This window comes from Neorhizobium sp. R1-B, assembly GCF_004368875.1.
Lineage (GTDB): Bacteria > Pseudomonadota > Alphaproteobacteria > Rhizobiales > Rhizobiaceae > Neorhizobium > Neorhizobium huautlense.
The window spans coordinates 300,723-326,942 of record NZ_SOEM01000001.1 but is presented as its reverse complement, the minus strand read 5'-3'; the positions used below and the strand labels follow the sequence as shown (position 1 = coordinate 326,942).

The following is a 26,220-nucleotide window of genomic DNA, read 5'->3' as shown; positions in this document are numbered from 1 at the left end:
ATGAACGAGGCGGTTTCGCCAATCATCATCCTGAACCCGGTCGACGATGTCGGTGTGGCGCGGAAGCCCATGCCCGCCGGGGGGGCTACGGGCTATGGGGATCTGGTCGCACGCGAACTGATCGGTCGCGGCCACAAGGTGGCGATCAAGGCCATCCCAGCCGGCCAGGAGGTGAAGAAATACGGGCAGGTGATCGGGGTCGCCACGCAGGATATTGCGCCTGGCAGCCATGTCCATCTGCATAACCTCGCCATGCTCCCGTCGGAACACGAATATCAGTTCAGCGTCGATATCGAGGAAAAAGGAATGCTGCCGGAAGCGGAGCGGCGTACGTTCCTTGGTTATGACCGCGGCTTCGGCGGAGCGGGAACGCGAAACTTCATCGGCATCATCTCGTCCGTGAACTGTTCCGCCACCGTGTCGCGTTACATCGCCGACTACTTCAATCGCATGGGAGGCCTGGACGGCTTTCCGAATGTCGATGGGGTCGTGGCGCTCACCCATGGCGGCGGCTGCGCACTCAACACCAAGTCGGAAGGCTATCGGCTGCTCATCCGCACCATCCAGGGTTATGCCAAGCATCCGAATTTTGGCGGCATCCTGATGATCGGCCTCGGTTGTGAGACGAACCAGATCGCGCCGATCCTCGAACATTACCGGATGGAAGAGGGCGACCGCCTCCGCACCATGACGATCCAGCAGCATGGCGGCACCAAGAAGACGATCGATGCCGCGATCGCCATCATCAAGGAAATGCTGCCGGGCGTGAACGCCGCAAAGCGCACGCCGCAGCCGTTGTCGAAGTTGAAGCTGGCGCTCGAATGCGGCGGCTCCGATGGCTATTCCGGTATCTCCGCCAATCCCGCGCTCGGCTACGCCTCCGATCTCATCGTCCGCAACGGTGGCACGACGGTGCTTTCCGAGACGCCGGAAATCTATGGTGCCGAGCATCTGCTGACCCGTCGTGCCGTAACGCCTGATGTGGCCAAGAAACTGCTGCAGCGTATCGACTGGTGGCGGGACTATACGGCCCGCAACGGCGATGAGCTGAACAACAACCCTTCCCACGGCAACAAGCTCGGTGGACTGACCACGATCCTCGAAAAATCGCTCGGTGCAGTCGCCAAGGGTGGCTCCATGCCGCTGAAGGCGGTTTACGAGTTTGCCGAGACCGTGACGGACCAGGGCTTCGTCTTCATGGATACGCCCGGTTACGATCCGGTCGCCGTCACCGGGCAGGTAGCAGGCGGCTGCAATGTCATCTGTTTCACCACCGGCCGCGGCTCGGTCTCGGGCTTCAAGCCGGCGCCGTGCATCAAGATTGCCACCAACTCCGAAATGTACGAACACATGAAGGAGGATATGGACTTGAACTGCGGCCGGATCGTCACCGGCGACGAGACGATCGAGGAGGCGGGTAGGCGGATTTTCGAGGATGTGATCGCGGTTGCGTCGGGAAAGAAGACGCTCAGCGAAATCTACGACTACGGCGACAACGAATTCGTGCCGTGGCAGGTCGGGGCGGTGACCTGATCTTCCCTTCGCCCTTCGGGGAAAAAGTGGCTCGAAGGTACGGATGAGGGGGAAGGCGCGTTCTGTCGCTTGACCCTCTCGTCTGCCTGCCGGCAGCCTTTGAACGAAACGAGGCGGCAGGTAGCCGCCTCGTTATGCCTTGTCTCGGGGAATTTCCCTTACCGAAGTACCATCTGCTGCGGCCGAGCTGTTTGCGACTGCTGGGCCTTCACCGGTTGCGGAGCCGGTGTTGCGCCAAACAGCTTGTCGCGTTCGCGCCAGAGCGCGGGAAGCGACAGCAGGCCGATCGAAACCAGCGCGATTGCCGTCTTGGTGATCTCGTTGAGTTCCGGCGAACGTCCGTCGAAATAGTAGACGAAGTAGACGATCGCGACGTGCCACACATAGACATAGAGCGAGTGGCGGCCGAGCAGCTGCAGATACTTCAGCGAGAAGACCCAGGTGATCGCGGAAGCGATGCGGCGTACCCATGCGGCCTTGTGCTTCGGCCCCGCAACGATCAGCCAGGTAACCAACATCGCCATGGCAGCGAAGTTCAGCAGATAGACTGGGCCAAAGTCGGCACGGATTTCCATCGAGGCGAACTTGCCGATCATGTGCGGCGGCATCAACTCATGCGCGGTGATGAGGCGAAGCGGCAGGAAGAAAAGCACCATCAGCAGCGCAGCCTTCGGTATGAAGGTGTTCTCCGGGGAGAGGATCTTCTTCCAGTCGATTTTGCCTGCGGAGGTGAGTGCACCCAGCACCAGCGCAGTATAAAAGACGATCTGCCAGCCGAGCAGATTGAACGACGCGCGAATGCCCTGTTCGTCCGCCCCCATGATCATGTCGTGGACAGGCGTGGTCACGATTTGCTGCAGGCCTAGCTGGGCGGCCATCCAGAGCATCACGGAACCGGCGATGACGTAATGCCACTTGTCTTCCAGCACGAGCTTCACAAGCATGGGCGCAAACAGCATGTAGACGATGTATTGCGGCAGGATATCCATAAAGGTCGGCTGATAGAAAAAGGCCGCAATCGCCGCGAGACGAAGCGGATCATCGAAGTTAGTGTAGCCCAACCAGTTGAACCAGATGGTGTATGCCCCAGGCAGCAGCATCTGTGCGACCAGTACAACCAGCACGATGCCCATAGCATAGCGATAGAGCTCGAAGGCGCGGTTGTAGATTGCCGCGCGGCCGGCCGCATAACCGTTCTTGATCATTTTCTTGGCATAGACCATGCCGATCAGCAGACCCGACAGGAAGACGAAGCCCTGAGCATCTTCCACGAAAGCGAGCTGATTGTGATTGATCTTGACCAGGAAATAGCCGCCGGCGAAGATCAGGTGGTTCAGAACCATGAAAACGAGGAAATATCCTCGCATACCATCAATAATATCAAAGCGTTTCATCGGTCGCGGTCTCCGTCTCTGCCGGTCCCGATGGCTTGCGCCTCTGGGTCCGTAAGGCCTCTGCGGGCCAGGATGTCACGCGCCTAAACGTCATAAAAAGCCGGACAGTTCCAGCCGAAACGAACGCTTAGACCGGATATATCCTAAACAATGCGTGATGACCCTGCGATGAACGCGAGATTGACTGCGGGCCTGACTATTCGGCGGCAATCCGTTTGATGCTTGCAACCTGGGTAAGATAGGCTCGCATGGCAGCCGGGCGGACCGGCTTGTGCTGCACGGCTATCTCGTGTCGCTCAGCCTCGGCGCGGACTTCCGGCGTACGATCGGCCGTAATGATCAGGGCCGGGATGGCCGCCTGATATTCCCCCCGCAATTTAAGGATTGCGTCGATGCCGTTTCCATCGTCGAGATGGTAGTCGGCGATGATGATCTCCGGCGGAGGCTCGCGGCGGGCGATGATTTCGTCGAGCGCGGCAATCGAGTCCGCCTGACCCACCGTGCAGCCCCAGCCGCTGATCAGCAGAGCCATGCCCTCGAGGATCCTCGGCTCGTTGTCGATGCAAAGGACGCGGAGCCCGTTGAGCGGCTGCGACCGGTGACGTCGTTCCGGCTGATCGCCGGTCCGTGATGCCTGCGGTACGGAAAGGTCGATCGGCATCTCCACTCGGAAGCGCGTCCCGCGCCCGGGGGTCGACGAGAGCTGGACCGGATGGCTGAGGACACGGGAAATCCGATCGACGATCGAGAGACCAAGGCCGAGGCCCGCCGCGGTTCGGGCGCCTTCATCGAGACGGGCGAACTCCTTGAAGACGGTGCGGAATTTTGACGAAGGAATGCCAATGCCGGAATCGAAGATTTCTATGATCACCTTATCGCCGCGCCGTCGGGCGCCGATCAGCACTTTGCCGTCGATCGTATATTTGATCGCATTGGAGACGAGGTTCTGCACCAGACGGCGCAGCAGATTGGCGTCCGACCGAACCCGAAGCGACGTGGGCATGACCACGAATTCCAGCTTTTTCTCGCGCGCCATGGGCGCATAGTCGGTTTCGATCCGCTTCAGGAGATCGTCGAGCGGGACGGACGTGAAGCGCGGCTTCATTGCACCCGTATCCAGCCGCGAGATATCCAGAACCGCACCGAGAATTGTCTCGACGGATTCGAGTGCGGAGTCGATGTTGCGCACCAGTGTACTGTCGGCATCGGAGCCGCCGAGGCGTTCCACGAGGGCCGAAGAATAGAGGCGGGCAGCATTGAGAGGCTGAAGAATGTCGTGACCCGCGGCGGCGAAGAAACGGGTCTTGCCGATATTCGCTTCGTCGGCGGAGGCGCGGGCTTCGGCGAGTTCGTGATTGACGCGGGTGAGTTCGGCCGTGCGTTCGCCAACGCGCTGCTCCAGCGTCTCATTGGCCTGTTTGAGTGCCTTGTCGGCCGCGACGCGTTCGGAAATATCCGTGAAGGTGGCGACTATTCCCTTGTCCGGCATGGCGTTGGAGCGGACTTCGATGATTCGTTCGCCGCCGGCAAGCACCAGGGAAAACGGCGCATCCAGCGTATGGAAGTGGCGGATCACTTCCGCCTGCTCTGTGGCGACGATATCGCCCCGCTCGGAAAGGATCGCGACGATATCTGCAAGGGGATAACCCACCTGGCCAACCTGTTCGGGCAGATCGAGAAGATTGCGGAACCGGCGGTTCCAGATGGTGAGCCTCTCGGAATTGTCGAAGACGGCGATACCCTGATCCATCTGCGACAGCGCCGTCTGCAGCATGTCTTGATTGTATTGCAGCGCCTCGCTGGCCTGATCGAGCAGCCAGGCCGTGTCTGCATTGGTGTCTTCCGCCTTCTGCAGGATCAGCGACAAGACAAGCCTTGCGGAGGAGGAGCCGATCGCGCTGCCGAGCAACTGCTCGGAAAAATGGATCATCGCCATATCGGCAGGTTGTTCGTCGCTGAAGGTTCGGCCGGCGGTTCTTTCATAGTTCGAGAAGGAGCGGTGCATGCGCTCCTCGCCGAGATAGCGGGCGATGGCGGCCTTCAGATCACCGACGCTGACGCGGGTTTTCCATCCGCGTGTGGCGAACTGCGAGCGCAGATGCCTTTTGACGAAGATTCCCGCCTGGATTCGCTCGACCGGCCGCGGATTGCGCGACAAAGAACCGAGAAGGAAGGCGAGCGTGTTCAAAGACAGGCTGAAGATCGTCGCATTGACGAGCGGGTCGGTTTCCGGGCCGGCAAATATCGTGGTACCCGGAAAGATGAAGTTCAGGATTGCTGCAGCCACGTAGGAATTGTCCGGGCCGCCAAGGCTCGGGACAAAGAGCAGATAGGCCCAGGCGAGGAAGCCGAAGGACATGCCGAGGATGGCGCCGCGGGCATTGGCACGCCGCCAGACCAGGCCGCCAAACAGGGCAGGCGCGACCTGAGCGATTGCCGCGAAGGCAAGTAGTCCGATCGACGCAAGGCCCGACTGGCTGTCGGCCATGCGGTAGTAGCCATAGCCGAGAAACAACACCACGAAGATTGCCAGCCGCCGGATGTTAAGGAGTGTTCTCGTAAAATCCATGCGCTGGCCGGAACGGGCGGCCATCAGGCGCTGTCGGAGAAAGATCGGAATGATGATGTCGTTCGACACCATGATCGACAGGGCGACGGATTCGACGATCACCATCGCAGTCGCGGCGGAAAACCCCCCGATGAAGGCGATCAGCGAGACGACCTGCAGTTCGCCCGTGAGCGGCAGCGTGAGGACATAGAGGTCGGGATCGCCGATACCGCCGAAGGTAACGAGGCCTGCCATTGCCGCCGGCAGGACGAAAAGATTGATGGCGATGAGATAGAGGGGCAGCAGCGTGCCGGCGACCTTGCGTTCGCGCGTGGTGCGGTTCTCGACCACCGTCACATGGAATTGCCGCGGCAGCAGGATGATCGCGAAAGCAGACAACCCGATCAGGATCAGCCAGCGGCTGAGCGGCGTCTCGTAGGCGAGGGCCGACTGGACAAGCAGATTGTCGGACGCCTTGGCAAGCAGGTCGGCGGGGCCATCGAACAGCACGAACAGAACGGAAAGCCCGACGGTGACAAAAGCCGCCAGCTTCACGACGGATTCCATCGCAACCGCCAGGATCAGCCCGTCCTGATGTTCCGTCGCATCGGTATGCCGTGTGCCGAACATTACCGCAAAGCAGGCCATCAGCAGCGTCACGATCAGCGCGAGGTCGATGAAATAGAGATTGCCGCTGCCGATGCCGTAGTCGGATGGATTGACCACGGCGGCAACTGAACTCGACACGGCCTTGAGCTGCAGGGCGATATAAGGAACCGCACCGACAAGCGCGATGAATGCAACGATCATCGCGACGGTGGAGTTCTTGCCATAGCGGGCGGCGATGAAATCCGCGACCGAAGTCAGCTTCTCGGCCTTTGCCAGGTCGACGATCCGCCTAAGCACCGGCATTCCGAGGGTAAAGGCGAGGATCGGGCCTATATAGATCCCGGTGAATTCCAATCCTCGCTGCGAGGCCAGTCCGACGCCGCCGAAATAGGTCCAGGACGTGCAATAAATGGCAAGGCTCAGCGCATACACCACGGGCCGGCCGTTCTTCGGTACGCCGAACACACGGCTTCGCCGGTCGCCATAACTTGCCACCGCAAACAGCAGCAGCACATAGGCGAAAGCCGCAGCCAATATGATCCAGCCTGGAAGCATCGTTCCTCCCCGCAAAGAATTGCGGCAGCTTGAACATTAGGGGAAAAGCATGCGGTTGGAAATCGCGGCGCTCTCGGCAAAAAGTCCAATAGAGGGTCAGCTTCGCGGGTCCGGAAATTTTCGTCTTTTCCGGCCCGCCGAACGCGCTATCTTGGGCGGGAGCGAAACCTGACAAGCCGGGGGTACAGAAATGTCAATGATCAGCGAGTTCCGTTCTTTCGTCGCCAAGGGCAATGTGATTGACCTCGCGGTCGGCATCATCATCGGCGGGGCCTTCACCGGAATCGTAAACTCTCTTGTAAACGACATCGTCATGCCGATCGTTGGCGCTGTTACCGGAGGCGGATTCGATTTTTCCAATTATTTCCTGCCCCTCTCGAGCACCGTCACCGCGCCGACACTTGCTCAGGCCCGCGAACAAGGTGCCGTTTTCGCCTATGGCAGCTTTATCACCGTGTTCATCAATTTCCTCATTCTGGCCTGGATCATTTTCCTGATGGTCAAGGCGGTGAACAGGATGCGCATGATGGAGGAGAAGAAACCGGCCGAAGCCGCTCCGCCACCGGCTGATGTTCAGCTTTTGACTGAGATCAGAGACATTCTTCAGTCGAAATGATCCTTTGATCACGTTCGGCAATCATCAGCGGAATCGATTGCTGGCGCACGGATTATCATGGGATTTTCAGGCCTTCCTGAGTTACACAAAGGAAACACGCAGGAAAATTTCATGTCGATCATTGCCAGCCTCAGCCCCCGTGCCGTCTCCGCGCCTGAAAGCGGGATCGTCGAAATCATCAACCATGCCCGTGGCCGCGAGGGCCTGATTCCGCTTTGGGCAGGTGAAGGGGATTTGCCAAGCCCGGACTTCGTCAACCGGGCGGCAGCCGACGCGCTGTTGGCCGGCGAGACGTTCTACACCTGGCAGAGGGGCATTCCGGAACTCCGTCAGGCGCTGTCCGACTATTACACCCGGCATTTCGCCGTCAGCCTCCCGGTCGAACATTTCTATGTGACCGGGTCGGGCATGCACGCGATCATGCTGGCGGTACAGGCCATCACCTCCCCCGGGGATGAGATGATCTATCTGTCGCCGACCTGGCCGAACATCATCTCGGCAATCGACATTTCCGGTGCCCGTTCGATCGGGCTTCCGCTTGATTTCATCGGCGGGCGCTGGTCGCTCGACCTCGCCAAGCTTGAAGCGAAGATTACACCGAAGACCAAAGGTCTCTTCATCAACACGCCTTCCAATCCAACGGGATGGACAGCCACCCTCGACGATTTGAAGAACATCCTGGCGCTCGCGCGCAGGCACGGCCTCTGGATCATCGCCGATGAAATCTACGCGCGTTATTATTACGGCGGCGCGCCCCGGGCTCCTTCCTTCCTCGACATCATGGAGGAGGGAGACCGGATCATCTTCGCCAATTCCTTCTCAAAGAATTGGTCGATGACGGGTTGGCGCATCGGTTGGCTGGTGGCTCCGCCTGAAATGGGTCAGGTGATCGAGAACCTGGTGCAGTATTCGAATTCCGGCGTGGCGCAATTCATGCAACGCGGAGCAGTCGTGGCTCTCAACCAAGGTGATGACTTCGTCCAGGAAAATATCGGCCGGGCGACAAAGGCGCGCGACATCCTCTGCGATGCTTTGATCGCGACCAATCGGGTTGAGACCTTAAAACCGGAGGGCGCCCTATATGCTTTCGTGAAGGTGGACGGAATTACCGACAGCCGCAGGGCCGCGCTCGATATCGTCGACAAGATCGGCGTAGCACTTGCACCGGGTTCCGCATTCGGCGAGGGAGGAGAGCTTTTCCTGCGCGCCTGCTTCCTGCGCGACGCGCAGCAAATCTCAGAGGCTGCCGGGCGTCTCGCGGAATATATCATCCGGCTCTGAGCCGATTTGAGATGAATCGATAAAATTCGAACGGTTTGCTCAAGAGTAGGTTTGCCCTGATGCGAGATAAACCCGGCGCACGTCCCATCGGGTAAGCATTGCTGAAGCGAGCCCGTGTTTTTCTCCTGCCAAGACAAAAGGCAGGGAAGAATAGCATGGCAGTTCTGGTAACAGGCGGTGCAGGTTACATCGGCAGCCACATGGCTTGGGCTTTGCTTGATGCCGGGGAGGAGGTCGTTGTCCTCGACAGGCTTTCGACAGGCTTTCGCTGGGCGGTTCCCGGTGAGGCACGCTTTTATCTCGGCGATGTCGGTGATCGTTCGATCCTTCAGCAGATCTTTGCGGAAAACCACATCGACGCCATCTTGCATTTCGCGGGCTCCATCGTCGTACCGCAGTCCGTCGCCCAGCCATTGGATTATTACGAAAACAACACCGGAAACACGCGATTGCTCGCGGCCGCCGCGATCGAAGCCAGCATTCGTCATTTCGTCTTTTCATCCACGGCCGCCGTTTACGGAGATCAGAAGGACGACGCCCCGGTGCTCGAAAGCGCCTCTTTGCAGCCGAAAAATCCCTACGGCCAATCCAAGCTGATGTCCGAGATGATGCTCCGGGATGCCGCCATGGCTCATGATTTCCGGTTCGTGGCTCTTCGCTATTTCAACGTTGCCGGCGCGGATCCGCTTAGGCGGACAGGGCTGTCGACCGACGGGGCGACGCATCTCATCAAGATCGCCTGCGAGGCAGGGCTTGGAAAGCGGCGCGGCGTTGATGTTTACGGGACGGATTATCCGACGCCCGATGGTACCGGTATCCGCGACTATATTCACGTTTCCGATCTGGTGGATGCGCATCTGAAGGCACTCAGCTATTTGCGCCGTGGCGGCGAGCCTCTGATCGCCAATTGCGGATATGGTCGCGGTTATTCGGTCCTGGAAGTCCTGCAGACCGTGATGCGGATCGGTGGCCGGAAATTTGAAATTCGCTTTGGCCCCCGCCGTCCCGGGGATGCGGCGAGCGTGGTCGCCAATTCGACATTGGCGCGCCGGCTGCTCGACTGGACGCCGCGTCATGACAAACTGGATCTCATCGTCGAGACGGCGATCGCCTGGGAGAGAGGCCTGGCTTCTCGCAAGGCCGAGGATCTTCGGTCTCTGCAGCACCGACTGGCAGCCGTCCGGTTCTGAGGTTCCCGAAGAACACGGAAATTTTAACTGGAACTTCCTCCATTGTGTTGGGTTGGGGCCGTGTAGGCAAACAAACCTACCGGCCCAGCCGGTTTTTCACGGAGGAATCCCAATGAATTTCAAACTTGTTACTGCAACCGTTCTCTCCCTCGGCCTGGCCACCAGCGCGTTTGCTCAATCGGGAACCGGCGGGGCAAACCTTGGTGCCGGTTCACAGCAGCAGCAAGGCAGCGACGATACCAATCGGGTATTGGATCCGAATACGACCAACAGCACGACTGGCGGTAGCGCAAGCGGCGGTGCGACGATGGATAAGCGCACCAATTGCGCGCCTAACATTCAGGCTCAAGGTTCTGCTTCGACGGATGCGACAGGCAGTGCTTCGACTTCCGCCGGCGAAGCTGGTGCCAATACCAACGGCCAGGCCAGCGACTGCTGAGGAATAAGGACTTCGTTGCGAAAGGCCGGCTTGGACCGGCCTTTTTTCTGCCGGGTCAGTTGGTCGCATGGAGATTTTCGGAATTTGGCGTTAACGAGAACCATCTCACCTTCGGTATCTCATGCGCTTCCTTTCCTTCTCCGCGTTCTTTGCGCTGGTGGCCTTTGCTGCGAGCGCCGAAAATCTGCCCGGCCAGCTAAATGGGCCGCAAAGGCCGAAATTGATCGAGCCCCACCTGCACGTGGAGGGTACCGGCAACGCGGCCCGGCCCAGGGTGGCATTGACGTTCGACGCTTGCATGGGGGAGGCGGACGAACGGATACTCTCGGTTCTTGTGCGCGAGAGAATTCCGGCGACGATTTTCGTCACGGCCCGCTGGATCAAGAAAAACCCGCAGACAGTGACCATTTTCCTGCAAAATCCCGATCTCTTCGAACTGGAAAATCATGGCCAAAACCATGTGCCGGCAGTGGATGTAGCAATTTCCATCTATGGCATTGCGGCTGCCGGTTCGCCGGAAGACGTCCGGCAGGAAGTGGCTGGTGGAGCGGAGGCGATACTGGCGGCCGGCTTTGCCCAACCCCATTGGTTTCGCGGCTCGACGGCAAAATACGATCTTTCCGCAATACGGCAGATCCGGGCCATGGGATACCGGATCGCCGGCTATTCGTTGAATGGCGATGGCGGGTCCCTGTTGGATGCCGGCACCGCCCAGAGGCGTATTGCGGCGGCAAGGGATGGCGACGTGATACTTGCCCACATCAACCAGCCAACCCACGCAGCCGGCGAAGGTGTTTCGCATGCGCTTCTCGCACTCAAGGGCAGAGGGTTCGAGTTCGTGCGGCTTTCGGACGTCAGCGGGACCGGCGACGCCGGCACCACGCAATAGCACCCGGCGCTGAATTTGAACGGCGAAGAGGGGCCACTGGGGCCCCTCTTTAATGATCGTTACATAATAAAATCGCTGCTAGCGGACGATCTGGACGACGGTGCGGGTCTGGGGATCGACGATCACCCGCTGCTGGTTGACGACCGCATAGGCGTATTGCGGAGCCTCCGGAATCGGCGTCAGCACGACGGCCGATGGGACCGGCTTGCCGACCACGATCCTTTCTTCCACGACGATCGGGTCGGCCGGAAGCGGGGCCTGTTCGACGTAGCTGACAACGCGCTGCGGCGGCGGGTCGATTGCAGTGCCGGCGATGGCGCCGACAACGCCGCCGACTGCGGCACCGACCGGCCCGCCAACGATGGCGCCGGTAACGGCCCCGCCTGCTGCACCGTTGACCGTGCTCTGCTGAGCGGAAGCGGCCGGAGCCAACATGCCAAGGGCCATTGCAGAAAGAACGATGATCTTGGTATTCATGACAATTCTCCTTCGGGCGTTTGGGAATGGCTGTCTTGGGCAGCATTCCGGGATGGTCATGCCTATTTCGTGACTGGTTCAAGTGCCTGGACTTTCGGCAGGCTCACATCGATATTGACGTCTCGGTCTCCGAGATAACCGCTCGCATACAAAATGAATCCGCCGACGATGACGACGATCAGCAAGATGGCAGCAACCGTCCAACCGCTGCCGCTATCTCCGATCACTGTAGGTTCGCGGTCACTCATGGTTGCGGTCCTCCAGATGGGCATCAACCAGCCAGAATGTAGACAACCTCATGGGTCTTCGGCTCGACGATGATGATCCGGCCGTCGGCAAGCACGAAGTATTCGTAGCCGCGATAGGCAGGTACGATTTCAACGATCCGCGGCGGCAACGGGTGGAATTCCACCGTTTCGGGTACGGCGACGCCGACACTCACGTTGATGTCGATATCTACGGGCTCGACCTTGTTCTCGACGAGAATGCTGCGAATTTCTGTCTTCTGTTCCGTCGAAACGTTAATGCTGCCGGTGGTCTCGTTCGAGGGAGCGCTCGTCGCTGCCTGGTTCGAATCCTGCGTCTGACCGGTCTCGCCTGCGGGCTTCTGCTGCGCGGTATCGTCGCTGCGCGGCTTCTTTGGATCGCCGCTTTCCGCATTCATGGCGTCAGCCGGTTTTTCCTGGCCCGCACTTTCGCCCTTCGGCTTCAACTGGGAATTAGCCTCCTGGCTCTGAGCATTCTGGCCGCTGGCGGTTCCAGAGTCTGAGGGCCTCTGTGTCGTGGCGCCCATATCCTGGGACTGCGACCGAGATTGGCCCGCCGTGCCGCCCTGTGGCGCCGTCGTGCCAGATGAACCCTGAGTGCCGGAACCCTGGCGGGGAAGGATCGGAGCAGCACCCGTGCCGCCCTGGCTTTGCTGAGCTTGCGCGATTGCCGGCATGACCGAAAGCGTTGATCCGGCCAAAAGGGCGATCGCGAGCGTGTGTTTCATAAAGGCCTTCATGGTGTCTCCTCTTGTTCTTATCTCGCTTGTGAGGCTCCGCATGAGCCCACTCGTTCTCCAACGCCGCCTAACAAGCCACGTTCCTGCTCTGGGGCTTCAGTCGGGTAAGGAAGGGACTTCAGGCCCATCGCTTATAGGCCTTTCGTCCGATTGAACGACGCAAAGGTCCAAGGGGGATGAAATTACGGAACCATGGACTTATCATGTGGTTGGCCCGGAGCTTCTTCAGGAGGTTCCGCATGGACAACAGCGTATTTCAGGCCCGATGGCTGTTAATTCCCGTGGGCGGGCTTTTTGTCGTCGTCACTGCGTTGGGGGCGCTCGCCGGCTAAAGATTTTGAGGATTCCTGCGCGACATCGGTCCCTTTCAGCGCAGAATCTGGCCCGCCGATCGTCACGTGACGACCGGCGGGCTTTTTGCCGGAATCGGAACCATGAAGGAAATATCCGGTTTCATCGCTATTATAAGTGCGACAGATATAAACAAAGCAATGTCAGGAGTTGCAGATGGCCCCGCGTAAGATCACGGCCCTTGGCACGACATTCACGGCGATCGTTCTCGCCGTTATGCCGTTTCGGGTGGCAACCGATTTTCACGGTCTGCCGTCCTTTGCTTCGCCGGCTGCCTTGGCTCAAGATGACAATGGCGGCGGCAATGGCAACGGCGGCGGCAATGGCAACGGTGGCGGCAACGGCAACGGGAACGACAATGGCAATTCCGGAGGCAACGGAAACGGCTCAGGCAACGGAAACGGCTCCGAAGGTGGTGGGGCCGGCAATGGAAATGGAAGCGGGAATGGTTCGTCTGCCGGCTCAGCCCAAGGGGCGGGCGCCGGATCGACGTCAGTAACAACGCCTTCGGCTAGCAGATCGGCGCCGGCCTCGCCGAAGGCCGCCGAGGTGCAGGTGGATCCCCGCAGTTCCTCGATCACCGTTCGCCACGGCAACGGGACGACAGAGAAGCTGTCCGGGGGCCGCTACGAGATGCGCGATTCCCGTTCGAGGACCATCGTTAACCGCGCTGCCACTCCGTCCGATGCTTCGCGCCTAAAGTCGTTCGGCCGCTGAGCGCTGATCTGCGGCATCGCGAAGGGTGAGTGCCGCTTCTGTCCGGTTGGACACTTTCAGCTTCGACAGAATCCGGGTCATGTGATGCTTGACGGTCTTTTCGTGAAGGTCGAGTTCGCGCGCTACTCTTTTGTTGCTGAGCCCTGAGGCCACCAACGTCAACACTTCCTGCTCGCGCTCCGTCAGTTCCGCCAGCAGATCTTGTTTTTCCGCTTTTTCCGCAGGTGCGGAGAGGCCTGCAATAAGTTTTGCGGAAAGGGCCGGTGACACGTAGCTCTCACCGGAAGCGACGGTCTTGACGACCTCTGCAAGTCCTCTCGATCCCACGCCTTTAAGGACATATCCTTTCGCACCGAGCTTGATCGCCTTGGCTATGTCGTCGCTTGCTTCCGAAACGGTGAGCATCACGATCTTCAGCTCCGGACAGATATCGAGCGCTTCGGCAATTGCATCCAGGCCGTTTCCGGGCATGGAAATGTCCATCAGCATGACGTCGGGACATATTTCCCGCACGATGCGGATGGCATCCTCCCGGGATCCGCCTTCGCCGACCATTTCGAAGCCTTCGATTTCACCGAGGCTGCGGGTAACGCCTTCCCGGAATAAAGGGTGATCGTCAACAACGGCAATTTTGACTGCTGTCATCAGGCCTGCTCCATTTCCTGCACGTTCAGGGACATCCTGACCCTGGTTCCGTTTTTCGACGTAGAAATTTCGAATGTGCCGCCCAAGCTCTCGATTCTCTCCCTAAGGCCTGCGAGCCCCAACCCTTCCGGACGCGCCGCCGCCGGATCGAAGCCCGGACCTTGGTCGGAGACCTCGACAAGCACATTACCGTTCTCAAACGTCTGGCGGACGCTTTGGCCGACGCCGCCGCCATGCCGAAAACCATTATTAAGGGCCTCTTGCACGAACCTATAGATACAGATCTTCGCCGCGGGGGAAAGGGAGTGTGGGCTTTCTGACATCGACAGCATGACATCGAAACCCGTCCTCTGACGGTGCGCGGCAACGGCTCGGGAAAGCACGTCCGGCAGCGCTGCCGCTTCGATCTGCGGCAGGACAAGGCCGCTGCAGATGCTGCGTATCTCGTCCATGGCTTCGTCCAGCCGTGCCTTGATGGTAGACACCTCCTCTTCGCGGGCGCTCGGCGGAGTGGCCGGATCGGTAAGCACTTTGCTGTCCACGCGCAAGGCAGCATAGGCGACGAGCTGGGCGGGGCCGTCATGCAGGTCGGCGCCGAGGCGGCGCAGATAGCTTTCATTAAGCGCCGTCGCCCGCCGCGAAGCGCGCTGCGCGCGGGCATGCAGGGCTTTGTTCTGAGAGAGCAGCTCCGAAAGCTCCGCCACCCGTTGGGTCAGGGCCTGCCGCTGATTGTCGATAATGCGGCTCCCGCGAAACACGATTGCAGAAAGGAGGAGGAAGAAAGCGACGGTGACGCCTGCAACTGCAAACCAGCTTCTCAGCTGAGCCTGATGCAGGCTGTTTTCAAAATCCTGGGCAACTTCGTAAAATTCGGAAACCGCAACGACCTCGCCCGACCAGGGCTGGAGAATAGGATTATAGATCTCGAGAAGAGGAACGCCCTTCGAGCGCTCGAATTCGCTCTCCAGATCCTCAACCGGCCCGTATTGCGCCACCATCTGGCCGGAAAATGCCGCCTTCAGATCGCCGTCCGGCTCGAACCGTTTGCCGATCATGCTCTTGTCCGTGGCATAGAGGATTGTTCCGTCGTTGCGCCAGAGCCTGAAGGATATCACCTTGCCGCCAAGCGCACCCTGCCCAAAGGTCTCGTCGAGCGCCCGGGTCGTCACGTCGTCGAGCGTATTGCTGGTTTTCATGTCGGGAAGTAAGGGTGCGATAATGCTGTCGACGTAGAGTGCCGTCGACGCGGCGGAATTGCGGGTAACGGCAGCTTCGATGAGGCTGGTGACGTAAGCTCCGACAAGCAACATGGCGCAGAAGGAGACGAGCCCACCGGCGAGAAGAAACTGCCTGGCAAGCGATTGATCGTTCCAGTGATTGAGAATTCCACTTATCCGCACGAGACACCGGTCATCGTTCAATCATGATGGCGCAAAGCACGCCGATGCCCCGCAACGCGCGAACGCCCAACTTGTTGCATGGGATGGTCGAGGATTATATTGCGCGAGGCGGGGAGGAACAGGAAGGCAATTTCGAATGCTCATCGCTGGTCCGGACAACAGAGGCATCTTCCGGGGGAAATGGTGCTGCTAGAGAGATTTGAACTCTCGGCCTCTCCCTTACCAAGGGAGTGCTCTACCCCTGAGCTATAGCAGCATTTGGCCGGCGCGAAATGTCCGCGTCGTCGGCGAGGGGCCTATTGCCATAGGTTCATCGGTAGCGCAAGCCGCAAATTCGAAGTTCTTGTGCCCGAATGAGGAAAACATCGCCGCGGCTTTCGCCGGCGCGGCTTTTTCGCTATGGAAAATCATGACCGAAGAAGAAGATCAGCACTCGCAAACGGGAAAGGCGAATGAGACGCGGGGCGCGCGTGCACGCGCGGCTGCGGCTGCGAGGGAGGCCGAGCGCAAGGCCCGCGCCGCGGCGAAGCTCCGCGAGAACCTGATGCGGCGCAAGAGTCAGGCTCGCTCCCGGCGCGCCGGCGAAGCCGATACCGCACATGGATTGCCTGCCGCAAAAACGGACGAATCATCCTGATCTATACCGAACCTGACGGTGGGCCAAATTTAGCAATCATTGAAGTAGCGGCGGATTTCGTCTAAGGACGCGTCCTTTCGCGCTCGCACAAGAAAGAGTGACAACGCATGGATCGCATCAGAATCGTCGGCGGCAATGAACTGAGGGGGACCATTCCGATTTCCGGAGCGAAGAATGCGGCCCTGCCATTGATGATCGCATCGCTTCTGACGAGTGACACGCTGACGCTCGAAAATGTCCCGCATCTCGCCGACGTCGAGCTCCTGATGCGCATTCTCGGCAATCATGGCGTCGATATTGCAGTGAACGGTCGCCGTGAACGTCAGGAAGAAGGCTATTCCCGCACCGTCAATTTTACCTGCCGCACGATCGTTGACACCACTGCTCCCTACGAGTTGGTTTCCAAGATGCGTGCGAGCTTCTGGGTGATTGGTCCGCTCGTTGCCCGTGAGGGCAGGGCGCGTGTATCGCTGCCCGGCGGTTGTGCCATCGGCACCCGTCCCGTCGACCTTTTCCTGGAGGCACTGCAGGCGCTCGGAGCCGAGATCGAGATCGACGGCGGTTACGTCAATGTCAGCGCGCCGAAGGGCGGGCTCGTCGGCGGCCGTTATGTCTTTCCGAAGGTTTCCGTCGGCGCGACGCATGTGATGCTGATGGCGGCGACGCTGGCTAAGGGCACCACCGTGATCGAAAATGCTGCGCGTGAGCCGGAAATCGTTGACCTGGCAAAGTGCCTGACGGCGATGGGTGCCAAGATTTCCGGCGCCGGCACGAAAACCATCACCATCGAAGGCGTGACGTCGCTGTCGGGCGCACGCCACCGCGTTTTGCCGGATCGCATCGAGACAGGCACCTATGCCATGGCGGTCGCCATGACCGGCGGGGACGTGACGCTGGAAGGCACGGATGCTTCGCTGCTCCAGGGCGCTCTCGATACCTTGCGGATGGCCGGCGCGCAGATCACCGAAACCGGAAACGGCATCCGGGTGGTTCGCAACGGAAACGGCATCCAGCCGGTCGATATCACCACGGAACCCTTTCCGGGCTTTCCAACCGACCTGCAGGCGCAGTTCATGGCGCTGATGACCCGGTCCTCCGGCGTCTCCAACATCACCGAGACCATTTTCGAAAATCGCTTCATGCACGTGCAGGAATTGGCCCGCCTCGGCGCCAGAATTTCACTGTCTGGTCAGACGGCGAGAGTGGAAGGCGTTTCGCGCCTCAAGGGTGCTCCGGTGATGGCGACGGACTTGCGTGCTTCCGTTTCTCTGGTAATTGCCGGCCTGGCAGCCGAGGGCGAGACGATGGTGAGCCGCGTCTATCACCTCGACCGCGGCTTCGAGCGGCTTGAAGAAAAGCTCACCCGTTGCGGCGCGACGGTTCAGCGCGTCAGCGACTGACAGTTTTTGAAATTCGGATTTCGCGGGAACGGCAGGGGCATTGCCCTTGCCGTTCTTTTTTGTATTCCTATCTCCCGCAGGCATTCCACCTTTGCCTCCCGCTTCACAATCCTGATCCGGTATATCGCGGAGATTCCCCATGGCTGAAGTTTCCAATCCCGTCTGGTTCATCACCGGCTGCTCCACCGGCTTCGGCCGCGAACTCGCCAAGCTCACGCTCGACCGCGGCTGGCCGACGGTTGTGACTGCCCGCGACAAAGCAAGGGTCGCCGATCTCGCCCAAGGCAGGGACAATGTCCTGGCGCTCGATCTGGATGTGACTGACAGCGGTCAGGTCCATGCTGCCGCGAAAGCCGCGGAAGAGAGATTCGGCCGCATAGACGTGTTGGTAAACAATGCCGGCTATGGCTACCAGGCAGCGATCGAGGAGGGCGAGGAGGATGAGATCCGTGCCATGTTCGACGCAAACGTCTTCGGTCTTTTTGCCATGACGCGGGCGGTGTTGCCGGGCATGCGCGCCCGCCGCAGCGGGCATATCATCAACATCACCTCCATGGCCGGTTTTATGGGCTTGCCAGGCTCGGGCTACTACGCGGCGACCAAGCACGCCGTCGAAGGGTTTTCGGACAGCCTGCGCCTTGAGGTCGCGCCGCTCGGCATCAAGGTAATCGGAGTCGAACCTGGCCCTTTCCGCACCGACTGGGCGGGCCGTTCGCTGAAACAGACGCCGAGCCGCATCGCCGACTATGCCGAGACGGCCGGCGCGCGCATGAGTTCCACCGCCGGATATAGCGGAAAGCAGCCCGGCGACCCGGTCCGGGCCGGCGAGGCGATGATCGCCGCAACCCAAGCCGATGAGGCGCCGCGCCATCTGGTGCTGGGTGCGATTGCCTACACCGCGGTCACTGACAAGTTGAAGGAGCGGCTTGCCCAGATCGACCGCTGGAAGGAAACCAGCCTTTCGGCGGATTTTCCGGCCTAGCCTGGAGTTGCGTCCGCGCTCTCGGCATCCTATTTCGGATTTAGGAACATTGGCGCGGAACCGCGTCTCAGGATGGATAGTCGAACGCGATGACCGAACTCAAGTTGCTGGCCCTGGATACGGATGATCTGGGGATAATTTCCGCTCATATGCAGGATGCGGTGTTCAAGGTGGGCGATGTCCGCTGGTCGCCTTCCGAAAAGAACTTTTCGCTGGCGGCCAACCGGTTCGTCTGGGAAGAGACAGGCAAAAGGCGAAAGGGCTTCGAGCGTCGCCGCTCGGCCCTCGTCTTGAAGCGTGTGGAAGCGGTCCGCTCCAGCGGCATCGACCGCAACAGGAAGGACGACGTGCTGTCGCTGCTTGCGGTGACCTTCACGCAGAAGGGCGACGGCCCGGAAGGAACGGTGGAACTTGTCCTCTCCGGCAAGGCCACGATTGCGCTTGATGTCGAATGCATCGAAGTTGCTCTTGCGGATATCGGCGGCGCGTGGGAAACGGCATCCAGGCCCCGACATCCCTGACCGGGACCGCCCCGACCGTGATAGAACGTCATCTTGAGTTGAAGGAATATCCGCTTGGCAATCTGGCTGGAGCAGGCATCGCAGGATTTTGAGGCGAAATTCTCCGCCTTTCTCTCCACCAAGCGCGAGGTGTCGGAGGACGTCAATGCCGTGGTGCGCGCCATCATCGACGATGTGCGCGCCCGGGGCGATGCAGCGCTCATCGATTATTCTGCCCGCTTCGAGGGCATAGACCTCGCCAAGGCGGGTATCCGGGTAAGCAAAGCGGATATCGACGCCGCGGTTGCCGAGACCGATCCGAAGGTCATGGATGCGTTGAAGTTCGCGGCCGAGCGGATCGAAAGGCATCACGCGCGGCAGATGCCGAAGGACGATATCTATGAGGATGCACTCGGCGTCGGTCTCGGCTCCCGCTGGACCGCGATTGAAGCGGTCGGCTTGTACGTGCCCGGCGGCACCGCAAGTTATCCGAGTTCGGTGCTGATGAATGCCGTCCCTGCAAGGGTTGCCGGTGTACCGCGTGTCGTCATGGTTGTTCCGACGAGCGGCGGCAAAGTCAATCCAGCCGTGCTGGCTGCGGCCCGCATTGCCGGCGTGACGGAAATCTACCGGATCGGCGGAGCTCAGGCCGTGGCAGCTCTTGCTTATGGCACGCAAACCATTGCCCCGGTCGCAAAGATCGTCGGGCCTGGAAATGCCTATGTCGCCGCCGCCAAGCGACACGTCTTCGGAACTGTCGGCATCGACATGATCGCTGGTCCCTCCGAAGTCCTCGTTATTGCCGACAAGGAAAACGATCCGGATTGGCTTGCGGCCGATCTGCTCGCTCAAGCCGAGCACGACGCAGGAGCCCAGTCCATCCTGATCACCGACGATCGCGATTTCGGTCAGGCAGTGGAGGCCGCGGTCGAACGCCAGCTGAAAATGCTTTCCCGCTCCGCAACCGCTGCTGCGAGCTGGCGCGATTTCGGCGCCGTCATCCTGGTGCCGGACCTGCAGTCCGCTCTGCCGCTCGCCAACCGTATCGCGGCCGAACATCTGGAACTGGCGGTCGCGGATCCGGAAGCGCTGATGCCGGGGATCCGCAATGCCGGCGCGATCTTCATCGGGCGCCATACGCCTGAAGTCATCGGCGACTATGTCGGCGGTTCCAACCACGTGCTTCCGACCGCCCGTTCGGCCCGCTTCTCCTCGGGGCTTTCGGTGCTGGACTTCGTCAAACGCACCTCGATCCTGCGCCTTGGCCCGGACCAGTTGCGTCAGCTGGCACCTGCGGCGATCACGCTCGCCCATTCCGAGGGGCTCGATGCCCATGCGCGCTCCGTCGCCATTCGCCTGAATGACGGAGGGTGAGCATGGGCCAGGGGGACTTCCGGCTCTCCGATGTCGAACTCGACGCCTCGATCGGGCGGTCGACCCCTGATGTCGAGCACGAGCGGGCGGTCGCCATCTTCGATCTCGTCGAAGAAAATTCATTCGAACCCATCGGTCATGCCGGCGGCCCTTACAAGCTCAAGCTCTCGCTCGTGGATTCCAAGCTGGTGCTCGGCATTGCCACGGAAGCCGGCGAGGCCGTCGCGACCCATATCCTCTCGTTGACGCCCTTCAGGCGGATCATCAAGGATTACTTCATGATCTGCGAAAGCTATTATGAGGCGATCCGCTCCTCCACGCCGAGCCGGATCGAGGCGATCGACATGGGCCGCCGCGGTATCCACAACGAAGGCTCCCAGACGCTGATGGATCGTCTGGACGGCAAGATCCGTGTCGATTTCGATACGGCAAGGCGGCTCTTTACCCTGGTCTGCGTTCTCTATTGGCGCGGCTGAGCATGGCAACCGCTCCCACGCCCGAGACGAAAAGCAAGCGGCCGGGCGCCATCCTTTTCATGTGCGGGTTCAATTCCATCCGCTCGCCAATGGCGGAAGCCATTGCAAAACGGCTCCTGCCGCACGATATCTACATCCAGTCCGCCGGTGTGCGCGCCGGCGAACGCGATCCCTTCGTGGATGCCGTGTTGGAAGAAGTCGGCCTGTCGATCGGCCGGCATCAGCCCCGCACACTCGATGAACTTGAAGATGATTTTTTCGATCTCATCGTGACGCTCACGCCGGAAGCCCATCATTCGGCGCTGGAACTGACCCGTTCCAATGCTGTTGATGTGGTTTATTGGCCGACCATGGACCCCACAGCAGCGACGGGAACCCGTGACCAGACGCTCGACGCTTATCGTGAGGTTCGCGACCATCTCTGGCGCCTGATTGAGCAGCGACTTTCGGGCTTGAACCGGCGCTCGGCAGAGACGGCCTGAAAGACATTCAGAATCGCTCTCAAGCGAGGTTCACAAAGCGGACATGATTGTGTAGTTTCCGCGCACATTTTCGGGCGGGCGGAAAAGGCTCCCCCGCTTTCGATTCAAAAACAGGAAGAAACCCTTTAGATGGCCAAAGAAGAAGTCCTTGAATTCCCGGGCGTCGTTACCGAACTGCTGCCGAATGCGACGTTTCGCGTGAAGCTTGAAAACGAGCACGAGATCATTGCCCACACGGCTGGTCGCATGCGCAAGAACCGCATCCGTGTCCTGGCGGGCGATAAGGTGCTTGTCGAAATGACGCCCTACGACCTCACCAAGGGCCGCATCACCTACCGCTTCAAGTAACCACATCCTTTGCAGCGGGCACCCATGGCGCTGGAACAAAAGCTGATACTGGCCTCCGGTTCTCCGCGCCGTCTCGACCTTCTGAATCAGGCCGGTCTGGCGCCTGCGCGGCTTATGCCGATGGATATCGACGAGACGCCGAAGAAGTCCGAACATCCCCGATCGCTTGCGCGCCGGCTTTCAACAGAGAAAGCCGAGGCAGCGTTTGCGGCGGTGAACGGCGATCCCAACTGGCGGCACAGCTATATTCTTTCCGCCGATACGGTCGTCGCCGTGGGGCGCCGCATTCTGGAGAAGACGGAATATACGGAAGAGGCCTCCGCCGCCCTGCACCTGCTTTCCGGGCGCGGCCACTGGGTCTACACCGGGATCTGCCTGGTGACGCCTGGGGGCCAGTTCCGTCAGAAGGTCGTGCAGACCAAAGTGCGCTTCAAGCGGCTTTCCAGCCGCGAGATCGAAAACTATATCGCGTCGGGACAATGGCGCGGCAAGGCTGGCGCCTACGCGATCCAGGGGGTCGCCGGCACCTTCGTTCAGAAGCTCGTCGGCTCCTACAGCAATGTCGTCGGGCTGCCGCTTTATGAGGTGACGAGCTTGCTTTCCGGCGAAGGCTTCGACGTGGCTGCCGCCTGGCCGGAAGCCTGAGAGGAAGCCGGTGCAGCCTCCGCCGCCGGTGTCCCCCAAGAAATGGAGTGCTTCGAAACTATGGCATCCGAACCCATCAAGACCGGCGGCAAGGTCGAGCCGCTGAGAAAAACCAGACCTTGCCCCGAATGCGGAAAGGCATCTTCACGCGAGCACTATCCATTCTGCTCGGACCGATGCCGAACGCTCGACCTGTCACGGTGGCTGACCGGCTCCTATGCTATCCCCGTGGCGGAAGACGAGACCAAGGCAGACGGTTCCGACGAACGCGAGTGAGCAGAACCGGCAGACCCGGTTTCAAGAACTTTTCCCGGACCGAATTTCAGCAGGCCCGAACCGAGGATCCGGCGAACTTTTTATCGCTTTGATGAAATCGCTAACCCGGCAGACGCCGCGGCAGTCAGCCGATCCAGGCCTATGCTGTTTTTATTGATGAAATTCGGAATTTCGCAAAGCTGTCAAAAAAGTGGGCTGTGGTGCTGGACATGGCCGAACAAGATGTTATAACCCCGCTCGCTTCCGGGGGAGTTACCCCCGCCGGCCTCGGCCGGAAGGCTGAATGGCCTCGATGCCCGGATAGCTCAGTTGGTAGAGCAGCGGATTGAAAATCCGCGTGTCGGTGGTTCAAATCCGCCTCCGGGCACCATTATTCCCGAAAAGTTCGGCAATGCATTTTGTTTGGCGTCCGCTAGCAGTCGAAGACAAGTCGCTGCGAGCGCATTTATCAATGCCGGACGATATGCGCAGGACATATCCTTGGATCAGCAGTTCTTCGACAGAAATTCGATAGAGGTGGCGCGTGATTTGATCGGCGTCGAACTCGATGTGTCGGGCCTCGGCGGGATCATCGTCGAGACCGAGGCTTACGAGCCTGATGATCCCGCATCGCACAGCTTTCGCGGCCCGACGCCGCGGAACTCGGTGATGTTCGGGGCGCCCGGCCATGCCTATGTCTATCGCTCCTACGGAATTCACTGGTGCCTGAATTTCGTATGCCGCCCGGGCAGTGCAGTGCTGGTCAGGGCGCTGCAGCCAGTCCGTGGTCTGGCTGAAATGGAGAAAAGGCGCGGAAGGGCGGATCCCTTGCTGCTCTGCGCAGGGCCGGGACGGGTCTGCCAGGCTCTGGGGATAACGATAGAACACAACGGGCTGTCGCTTTTCGGCCCGCCCTTCGCTTTCAGCCCTCCGCAGGTACCGCCGTTGATCGTCACAGGGCGGCGGATCGGCATTTCGCAGGCGGTCGACCAACCCTGGCGTTTTGGCCTTTCCGGCTCGCCTTATGTCAGCAAGAGGTTTGTCGGCCGGGGCGTCCCGGCTCCGTAGAACTGCTCATTTATCGCGGCCGAGCAGGGAAAGCAGGCCACCGGTCGCGAGGCCGAGCAAGACGCTGCCCGCCCCCAGAAGCAGCGCATAGGACATGATGTTGTCCGAAAGCCAGTTCGCTGCGATCAGCCGGGCGTTCTCGAAGGAGAACGGTTGCGTCGGGCTGAAGCGGAATTGGCCGACAGGCACCTCGCTTGGTTCCTTGTCCGCGCCTTCGTAGACCGTGATGCGCCCCTTGAGCTTGTCCCATTCGGTGCGCGTGGAAAAATTGCGCATCCCCTCGGCCAGCAAATCCGTATCGGGCGAGATGACCGCGGTCCAGGTGCCGAGTTCTGTCGGATCGCTTTGCTGGGCGACGATCAGCCGCGCTGTCGGTGGCGGTTTGTAGAATTCTTCGGTCGCGGGCGCAAAACGCAGCATTGCAAGCGAAAGGTCGAAATTCTCCTTTGCCCAGTCGCCGATTGTCGAGAACTGGCGTGCAAAGAAATTCGTTCCGGAACGCTGCTGCCAGTCCTGCAGCGTCAGGGACTGGTCGCCGCCGGTCTTTGGGGAGGAGCCCGAGCGCGTCCAGTTGCTGCGGCTGTCCTGGTCGATCTTCAGCTGGGCCAGCACATTTGCCGGAAATTCGGATATGGCGCCGACGAACAGGGCATTGACGCCGGAAACCCGCGCTGCCGATGTGGTGACGTCGACAGGGATGACGTATTGCGCGGCCTCGGCCATCTTGCCGAGGAAAGTAGCGGCTGCGGCGAGTGTCTGTTCGTCGATGCGGCCTAAAAACAGGGAAACGGGCGGCGGACTGGTCCGATACGGGAATCCCGTTCCTGCGGTGGCAGCGAGGTTGGGGACCTGGGCGATGCGGGCAAAATTCGGCATATGAAACTGCGAACTGCCGAAGAGCGCAAAACGCGCCTTGGGATCGGCAGGCATGCCGGGTGCGCAGACCGCATCCTGCGGGGTCAGGAGCGCCGCTTCGATGGTGATCGTATTGACGCCGGGCCTGAAGTGCCGAAGCGTCATCTTGATCGGGAGATGTCGAAATACGCCGCCTCGGTCGGAGGTGATTGGTACGGTCGAAGCGATGTTGCCGTTGACGAATACGTCGATATGGCTGCCCGGTTGAACCTCGGACGTATAGGCGGCATCGAGCAGGATGCGACCTTCGCCATAGGCATTTGCATAGAAATCCGAGGGAACGCCGACCGTGAAGCGGGTGCGGAAGAGGCGGCCCGAAAACTCCTGGCTTTCGATGCCGAGGCGGGTGAAGTCGGCAACGGCGTTGGAGTAAAGGAAGGGCGTATCTATCCCGTGCCAGGATTGGGTGGCAAGTGTCTCGCGCCTTTGGGTCGCCGCGCCGTTCGTGGAGGAAATCAGGCTGTTCACCAGCCCTTCGATTGCCGGCCAGCCTGGGCCGGAAATGACGAATGTCGAAACACCGGCCGCGCCGGGATAGTCGAGGAAGTTTGCCGCGCCGCCGTTTCTGGTCGAGTCCGGCAGTGTCGGGAGTATCGGTTTCAACTCGTCATGGGTGCCGACGAAGATCGCGAGTTCTCCCGGCTGCGGCGGGGCGCTTGGCGTCTTTTCGAAGGTAAAGGACTGGTTCGGCATACCGCTCATCAACGCCAGCCCCTGGGAGAGCCGCATCAATACGTCCGTTGCGCCCAGCTGATCGAGCGCGGGTACGATCAAGCGGAAGCGAGTATTGCCTTTGTTGTCGACACCCACGGCGCGGATGTCGTCCAGACGCGAAAACCGGCCCGCATTCGGAGCGTCAAAAGCGAGGAACGTTCGTTGCGGGTCGATCTCTGTCCAGAGTTCGAATGTCGACTCGATCGTGCAATCGGTACGATGGCGTTGGTCGGCGCGAAAGCGAATGATATTGGACCCGGCCTTCAACGTTCCGGCGGGGATGTCGATCACGCGGTCGCGATAGCCTTCCGGGGAGGAAATTGGGTCATTGTGGATAGGCATGTCATTGATGACAACGGCCAGACGCGATGTTTCCGGCGCCACCACAATGGAGTTCTGGTAGCCGACGTGGAGCTTGGCCGGCGCGGCTGCCTGATCCGGCGTGAGATAGATCGACCAGGAGCGTTGTTCGCCTTCGCCGCGCAGCTGCAATGTCCTGTCGGGCACGAGATAGCGGCGCGCAGCAAGCTCCGACGATGCGGAGGGCGGCCGGGCCGGAGTGGGTTGCCCGGCGGCGGGAATACGCGCATCACCGCTGACAGGTGGAGCTGGAGAGAACGGTCGTGCACCGGGAGTGGTGACGGGAGGGGCTGACGGAAGACGTTCCGGCCCCCGTTCCTGATTCATGTCGAAGGGAGCCGGACTTTGGGCCGAGGCGATACCTGCAGCAGCAAGAAGAAGCGCGAACATGAGGGTTCTCTTCATGACGCTCTC

26 protein-coding genes and 2 tRNA genes are annotated in these 26,220 nt (G+C 60.2%); 19 read left to right on the top strand and 9 right to left on the bottom strand.

From position 1 onward, the window contains the following. A complete protein-coding gene (locus EDE05_RS01510) occupies window positions 1-1,533 on the top strand; it encodes an altronate dehydratase family protein (protein WP_105370583.1) in 1,533 nt (510 codons plus the stop codon). A 158-nt stretch (window positions 1,534-1,691) separates the two neighbouring features. Here the strand turns inward: EDE05_RS01510 and opgC are convergent, their stop codons facing one another. Continuing rightward, window positions 1,692-2,927, bottom strand: a complete 1,236-nt coding sequence (opgC, locus tag EDE05_RS01505; protein ID WP_105370584.1) for an OpgC domain-containing protein — start codon at window positions 2,925-2,927, stop codon at window positions 1,692-1,694. Window positions 2,928-3,123: 196 nt separating this feature from the next. Beyond that, window positions 3,124-6,639: a PAS domain-containing hybrid sensor histidine kinase/response regulator gene (locus EDE05_RS01500; RefSeq protein ID WP_105370585.1), complete on the bottom strand. Its 3,516-nt coding sequence runs from the start codon at window positions 6,637-6,639 to the stop codon at window positions 3,124-3,126. 196 nt (window positions 6,640-6,835) lie between these two features. On the opposite strand from EDE05_RS01500, the gene mscL reads away from it, so the two are divergent. From mscL to EDE05_RS01475, 5 genes are all read left to right on the top strand, one after another. Next, on the top strand, window positions 6,836-7,255 hold the full coding sequence (mscL, locus tag EDE05_RS01495) for a large conductance mechanosensitive channel protein MscL (protein WP_105370586.1): 420 nt from the start codon (window positions 6,836-6,838) through the stop codon (window positions 7,253-7,255). 111 nt (window positions 7,256-7,366) lie between these two features. Next, a complete protein-coding gene (locus tag EDE05_RS01490) occupies window positions 7,367-8,536 on the top strand; it encodes a pyridoxal phosphate-dependent aminotransferase (RefSeq protein WP_105370587.1) in 1,170 nt (389 codons plus the stop codon). Window positions 8,537-8,691: 155 nt separating this feature from the next. Beyond that, complete coding sequence (gene galE, locus EDE05_RS01485; RefSeq protein WP_134099582.1) at window positions 8,692-9,726, top strand: UDP-glucose 4-epimerase GalE; 1,035 nt, start codon at window positions 8,692-8,694, stop codon at window positions 9,724-9,726. A gap of 112 nt (window positions 9,727-9,838) precedes the next feature. Then, complete coding sequence (locus tag EDE05_RS01480) at window positions 9,839-10,165, top strand: hypothetical protein (RefSeq protein WP_207914799.1); 327 nt, start codon at window positions 9,839-9,841, stop codon at window positions 10,163-10,165. Between the two features lie 121 nt (window positions 10,166-10,286). Beyond that, entirely contained in the window at window positions 10,287-11,054 is a 768-nt protein-coding gene (locus tag EDE05_RS01475) for a polysaccharide deacetylase family protein (protein ID WP_134099579.1), read from the top strand. Window positions 11,055-11,132: 78 nt separating this feature from the next. Here EDE05_RS01475 and EDE05_RS01470 read toward each other — a convergent pair whose 3' ends face one another. The 3 genes from EDE05_RS01470 to EDE05_RS01460 form a co-directional block, all read right to left on the bottom strand. Continuing rightward, a complete protein-coding gene (locus EDE05_RS01470) occupies window positions 11,133-11,531 on the bottom strand; it encodes a DUF1236 domain-containing protein (RefSeq protein WP_105370590.1) in 399 nt (132 codons plus the stop codon). Between the two features lie 62 nt (window positions 11,532-11,593). Then, on the bottom strand, window positions 11,594-11,779 hold the full coding sequence (locus EDE05_RS01465; RefSeq protein ID WP_105370591.1) for a hypothetical protein: 186 nt from the start codon (window positions 11,777-11,779) through the stop codon (window positions 11,594-11,596). A 23-nt stretch (window positions 11,780-11,802) separates the two neighbouring features. After that, window positions 11,803-12,537, bottom strand: a complete 735-nt coding sequence (locus EDE05_RS01460) for a DUF1236 domain-containing protein (RefSeq protein ID WP_245519839.1) — start codon at window positions 12,535-12,537, stop codon at window positions 11,803-11,805. A gap of 507 nt (window positions 12,538-13,044) precedes the next feature. On the opposite strand from EDE05_RS01460, the gene EDE05_RS26670 reads away from it, so the two are divergent. Next, window positions 13,045-13,605: a hypothetical protein gene (locus EDE05_RS26670; RefSeq protein ID WP_165924088.1), complete on the top strand. Its 561-nt coding sequence runs from the start codon at window positions 13,045-13,047 to the stop codon at window positions 13,603-13,605. Here the strand turns inward: EDE05_RS26670 and EDE05_RS01450 are convergent. The 3 genes from EDE05_RS01450 to EDE05_RS01440 all read right to left on the bottom strand — a co-directional run bounded on the left by EDE05_RS01450 (window position 13,585) and on the right by EDE05_RS01440 (window position 15,906). After that, window positions 13,585-14,253 (bottom strand): response regulator transcription factor, encoded by a 669-nt coding sequence (locus EDE05_RS01450; RefSeq protein WP_105370593.1) that lies wholly within the window; start codon window positions 14,251-14,253, stop codon window positions 13,585-13,587. The two genes, EDE05_RS26670 and EDE05_RS01450, sit on opposite strands and share 21 nt — an antisense overlap. Beyond that, entirely contained in the window at window positions 14,250-15,650 is a 1,401-nt protein-coding gene (locus tag EDE05_RS01445) for a sensor histidine kinase (protein ID WP_132408483.1), read from the bottom strand. Before EDE05_RS01445 ends, EDE05_RS01450 begins: the two co-directional genes overlap by 4 nt. 181 nt (window positions 15,651-15,831) lie before the next feature. Next, a tRNA-Thr gene (locus EDE05_RS01440) sits at window positions 15,832-15,906 on the bottom strand. Window positions 15,907-16,059: 153 nt separating this feature from the next. On the opposite strand from EDE05_RS01440, the gene EDE05_RS01435 reads away from it, so the two are divergent. The 12 genes from EDE05_RS01435 to EDE05_RS01380 all read left to right on the top strand — a co-directional run bounded on the left by EDE05_RS01435 (window position 16,060) and on the right by EDE05_RS01380 (window position 23,817). Next, complete coding sequence (locus tag EDE05_RS01435; RefSeq protein WP_105370730.1) at window positions 16,060-16,287, top strand: hypothetical protein; 228 nt, start codon at window positions 16,060-16,062, stop codon at window positions 16,285-16,287. A 107-nt stretch (window positions 16,288-16,394) separates the two neighbouring features. Next, complete coding sequence (murA, locus tag EDE05_RS01430; protein WP_134099576.1) at window positions 16,395-17,687, top strand: UDP-N-acetylglucosamine 1-carboxyvinyltransferase; 1,293 nt, start codon at window positions 16,395-16,397, stop codon at window positions 17,685-17,687. Window positions 17,688-17,826: 139 nt separating this feature from the next. Continuing rightward, window positions 17,827-18,669, top strand: a complete 843-nt coding sequence (locus EDE05_RS01425; protein WP_132408541.1) for an oxidoreductase — start codon at window positions 17,827-17,829, stop codon at window positions 18,667-18,669. 89 nt (window positions 18,670-18,758) lie between these two features. Next, complete coding sequence (locus EDE05_RS01420; protein ID WP_132408543.1) at window positions 18,759-19,190, top strand: DUF2948 family protein; 432 nt, start codon at window positions 18,759-18,761, stop codon at window positions 19,188-19,190. Window positions 19,191-19,244: 54 nt separating this feature from the next. Beyond that, window positions 19,245-20,543 carry a histidinol dehydrogenase gene (hisD, locus tag EDE05_RS01415; RefSeq protein WP_132408545.1) on the top strand — a complete coding sequence of 433 codons (1,299 nt, stop codon included), beginning with the start codon at window positions 19,245-19,247 and terminating at the stop codon, window positions 20,541-20,543. A gap of 2 nt (window positions 20,544-20,545) precedes the next feature. Continuing rightward, window positions 20,546-21,019: a UPF0262 family protein gene (locus EDE05_RS01410; protein WP_105370599.1), complete on the top strand. Its 474-nt coding sequence runs from the start codon at window positions 20,546-20,548 to the stop codon at window positions 21,017-21,019. A 2-nt stretch (window positions 21,020-21,021) separates the two neighbouring features. Then, complete coding sequence (locus tag EDE05_RS01405) at window positions 21,022-21,501, top strand: low molecular weight phosphatase family protein (RefSeq protein WP_105370600.1); 480 nt, start codon at window positions 21,022-21,024, stop codon at window positions 21,499-21,501. A gap of 129 nt (window positions 21,502-21,630) precedes the next feature. Continuing rightward, the gene (gene infA / locus EDE05_RS01400; RefSeq protein WP_004435948.1) at window positions 21,631-21,849 is read left to right on the top strand and encodes a translation initiation factor IF-1; all 219 of its coding nucleotides are present in this window, start codon (window positions 21,631-21,633) and stop codon (window positions 21,847-21,849) included. Window positions 21,850-21,873: 24 nt separating this feature from the next. Further along, window positions 21,874-22,494 carry a Maf-like protein gene (locus EDE05_RS01395; RefSeq protein WP_105370601.1) on the top strand — a complete coding sequence of 207 codons (621 nt, stop codon included), beginning with the start codon at window positions 21,874-21,876 and terminating at the stop codon, window positions 22,492-22,494. A gap of 60 nt (window positions 22,495-22,554) precedes the next feature. After that, window positions 22,555-22,770: a DNA gyrase inhibitor YacG gene (gene yacG, locus EDE05_RS01390; protein ID WP_105370731.1), complete on the top strand. Its 216-nt coding sequence runs from the start codon at window positions 22,555-22,557 to the stop codon at window positions 22,768-22,770. A gap of 294 nt (window positions 22,771-23,064) precedes the next feature. Further along, window positions 23,065-23,140, top strand: a tRNA-Phe gene (locus EDE05_RS01385). 110 nt (window positions 23,141-23,250) lie between these two features. Beyond that, on the top strand, window positions 23,251-23,817 hold the full coding sequence (locus EDE05_RS01380; protein ID WP_162712261.1) for a DNA-3-methyladenine glycosylase: 567 nt from the start codon (window positions 23,251-23,253) through the stop codon (window positions 23,815-23,817). Between the two features lie 6 nt (window positions 23,818-23,823). Here EDE05_RS01380 and EDE05_RS01375 read toward each other — a convergent pair whose 3' ends face one another. Then, window positions 23,824-26,211 carry a cellulose biosynthesis cyclic di-GMP-binding regulatory protein BcsB gene (locus EDE05_RS01375; RefSeq protein ID WP_134099573.1) on the bottom strand — a complete coding sequence of 796 codons (2,388 nt, stop codon included), beginning with the start codon at window positions 26,209-26,211 and terminating at the stop codon, window positions 23,824-23,826. Window positions 26,212-26,220 lie beyond the last annotated feature (9 nt).

What these genes read in the sequence shown, in the direction of transcription:
- EDE05_RS01510 (WP_105370583.1), top strand. Translation starts at nt 1, where the DNA reads ATGAACGAGGCGGTTTCGCCAATCATCATCCTGAACCCGGTCGACGAT.
- EDE05_RS01480 (WP_207914799.1), top strand. Translation starts at nt 9,839, where the DNA reads ATGAATTTCAAACTTGTTACTGCAACCGTTCTCTCCCTCGGCCTGGCC.
- EDE05_RS01460 (WP_245519839.1), bottom strand. Translation starts at nt 12,537, where the DNA reads ATGAAGGCCTTTATGAAACACACGCTCGCGATCGCCCTTTTGGCCGGA.
- opgC (WP_105370584.1), bottom strand. Translation starts at nt 2,927, where the DNA reads ATGAAACGCTTTGATATTATTGATGGTATGCGAGGATATTTCCTCGTT.
- galE (WP_134099582.1), top strand. Translation starts at nt 8,692, where the DNA reads ATGGCAGTTCTGGTAACAGGCGGTGCAGGTTACATCGGCAGCCACATG.
- EDE05_RS01375 (WP_134099573.1), bottom strand. Translation starts at nt 26,211, where the DNA reads ATGAAGAGAACCCTCATGTTCGCGCTTCTTCTTGCTGCTGCAGGTATC.
- EDE05_RS01395 (WP_105370601.1), top strand. Translation starts at nt 21,874, where the DNA reads ATGGCGCTGGAACAAAAGCTGATACTGGCCTCCGGTTCTCCGCGCCGT.
- EDE05_RS01465 (WP_105370591.1), bottom strand. Translation starts at nt 11,779, where the DNA reads ATGAGTGACCGCGAACCTACAGTGATCGGAGATAGCGGCAGCGGTTGG.
- yacG (WP_105370731.1), top strand. Translation starts at nt 22,555, where the DNA reads ATGGCATCCGAACCCATCAAGACCGGCGGCAAGGTCGAGCCGCTGAGA.
- EDE05_RS01410 (WP_105370599.1), top strand. Translation starts at nt 20,546, where the DNA reads ATGGGCCAGGGGGACTTCCGGCTCTCCGATGTCGAACTCGACGCCTCG.
- EDE05_RS01490 (WP_105370587.1), top strand. Translation starts at nt 7,367, where the DNA reads ATGTCGATCATTGCCAGCCTCAGCCCCCGTGCCGTCTCCGCGCCTGAA.
- infA (WP_004435948.1), top strand. Translation starts at nt 21,631, where the DNA reads ATGGCCAAAGAAGAAGTCCTTGAATTCCCGGGCGTCGTTACCGAACTG.
- murA (WP_134099576.1), top strand. Translation starts at nt 16,395, where the DNA reads ATGGATCGCATCAGAATCGTCGGCGGCAATGAACTGAGGGGGACCATT.
- EDE05_RS01470 (WP_105370590.1), bottom strand. Translation starts at nt 11,531, where the DNA reads ATGAATACCAAGATCATCGTTCTTTCTGCAATGGCCCTTGGCATGTTG.
- mscL (WP_105370586.1), top strand. Translation starts at nt 6,836, where the DNA reads ATGATCAGCGAGTTCCGTTCTTTCGTCGCCAAGGGCAATGTGATTGAC.
- EDE05_RS01475 (WP_134099579.1), top strand. Translation starts at nt 10,287, where the DNA reads ATGCGCTTCCTTTCCTTCTCCGCGTTCTTTGCGCTGGTGGCCTTTGCT.
- EDE05_RS01405 (WP_105370600.1), top strand. Translation starts at nt 21,022, where the DNA reads ATGGCAACCGCTCCCACGCCCGAGACGAAAAGCAAGCGGCCGGGCGCC.
- EDE05_RS01420 (WP_132408543.1), top strand. Translation starts at nt 18,759, where the DNA reads ATGACCGAACTCAAGTTGCTGGCCCTGGATACGGATGATCTGGGGATA.
- EDE05_RS01435 (WP_105370730.1), top strand. Translation starts at nt 16,060, where the DNA reads ATGACCGAAGAAGAAGATCAGCACTCGCAAACGGGAAAGGCGAATGAG.
- EDE05_RS01425 (WP_132408541.1), top strand. Translation starts at nt 17,827, where the DNA reads ATGGCTGAAGTTTCCAATCCCGTCTGGTTCATCACCGGCTGCTCCACC.
- EDE05_RS01500 (WP_105370585.1), bottom strand. Translation starts at nt 6,639, where the DNA reads ATGCTTCCAGGCTGGATCATATTGGCTGCGGCTTTCGCCTATGTGCTG.
- EDE05_RS26670 (WP_165924088.1), top strand. Translation starts at nt 13,045, where the DNA reads ATGGCCCCGCGTAAGATCACGGCCCTTGGCACGACATTCACGGCGATC.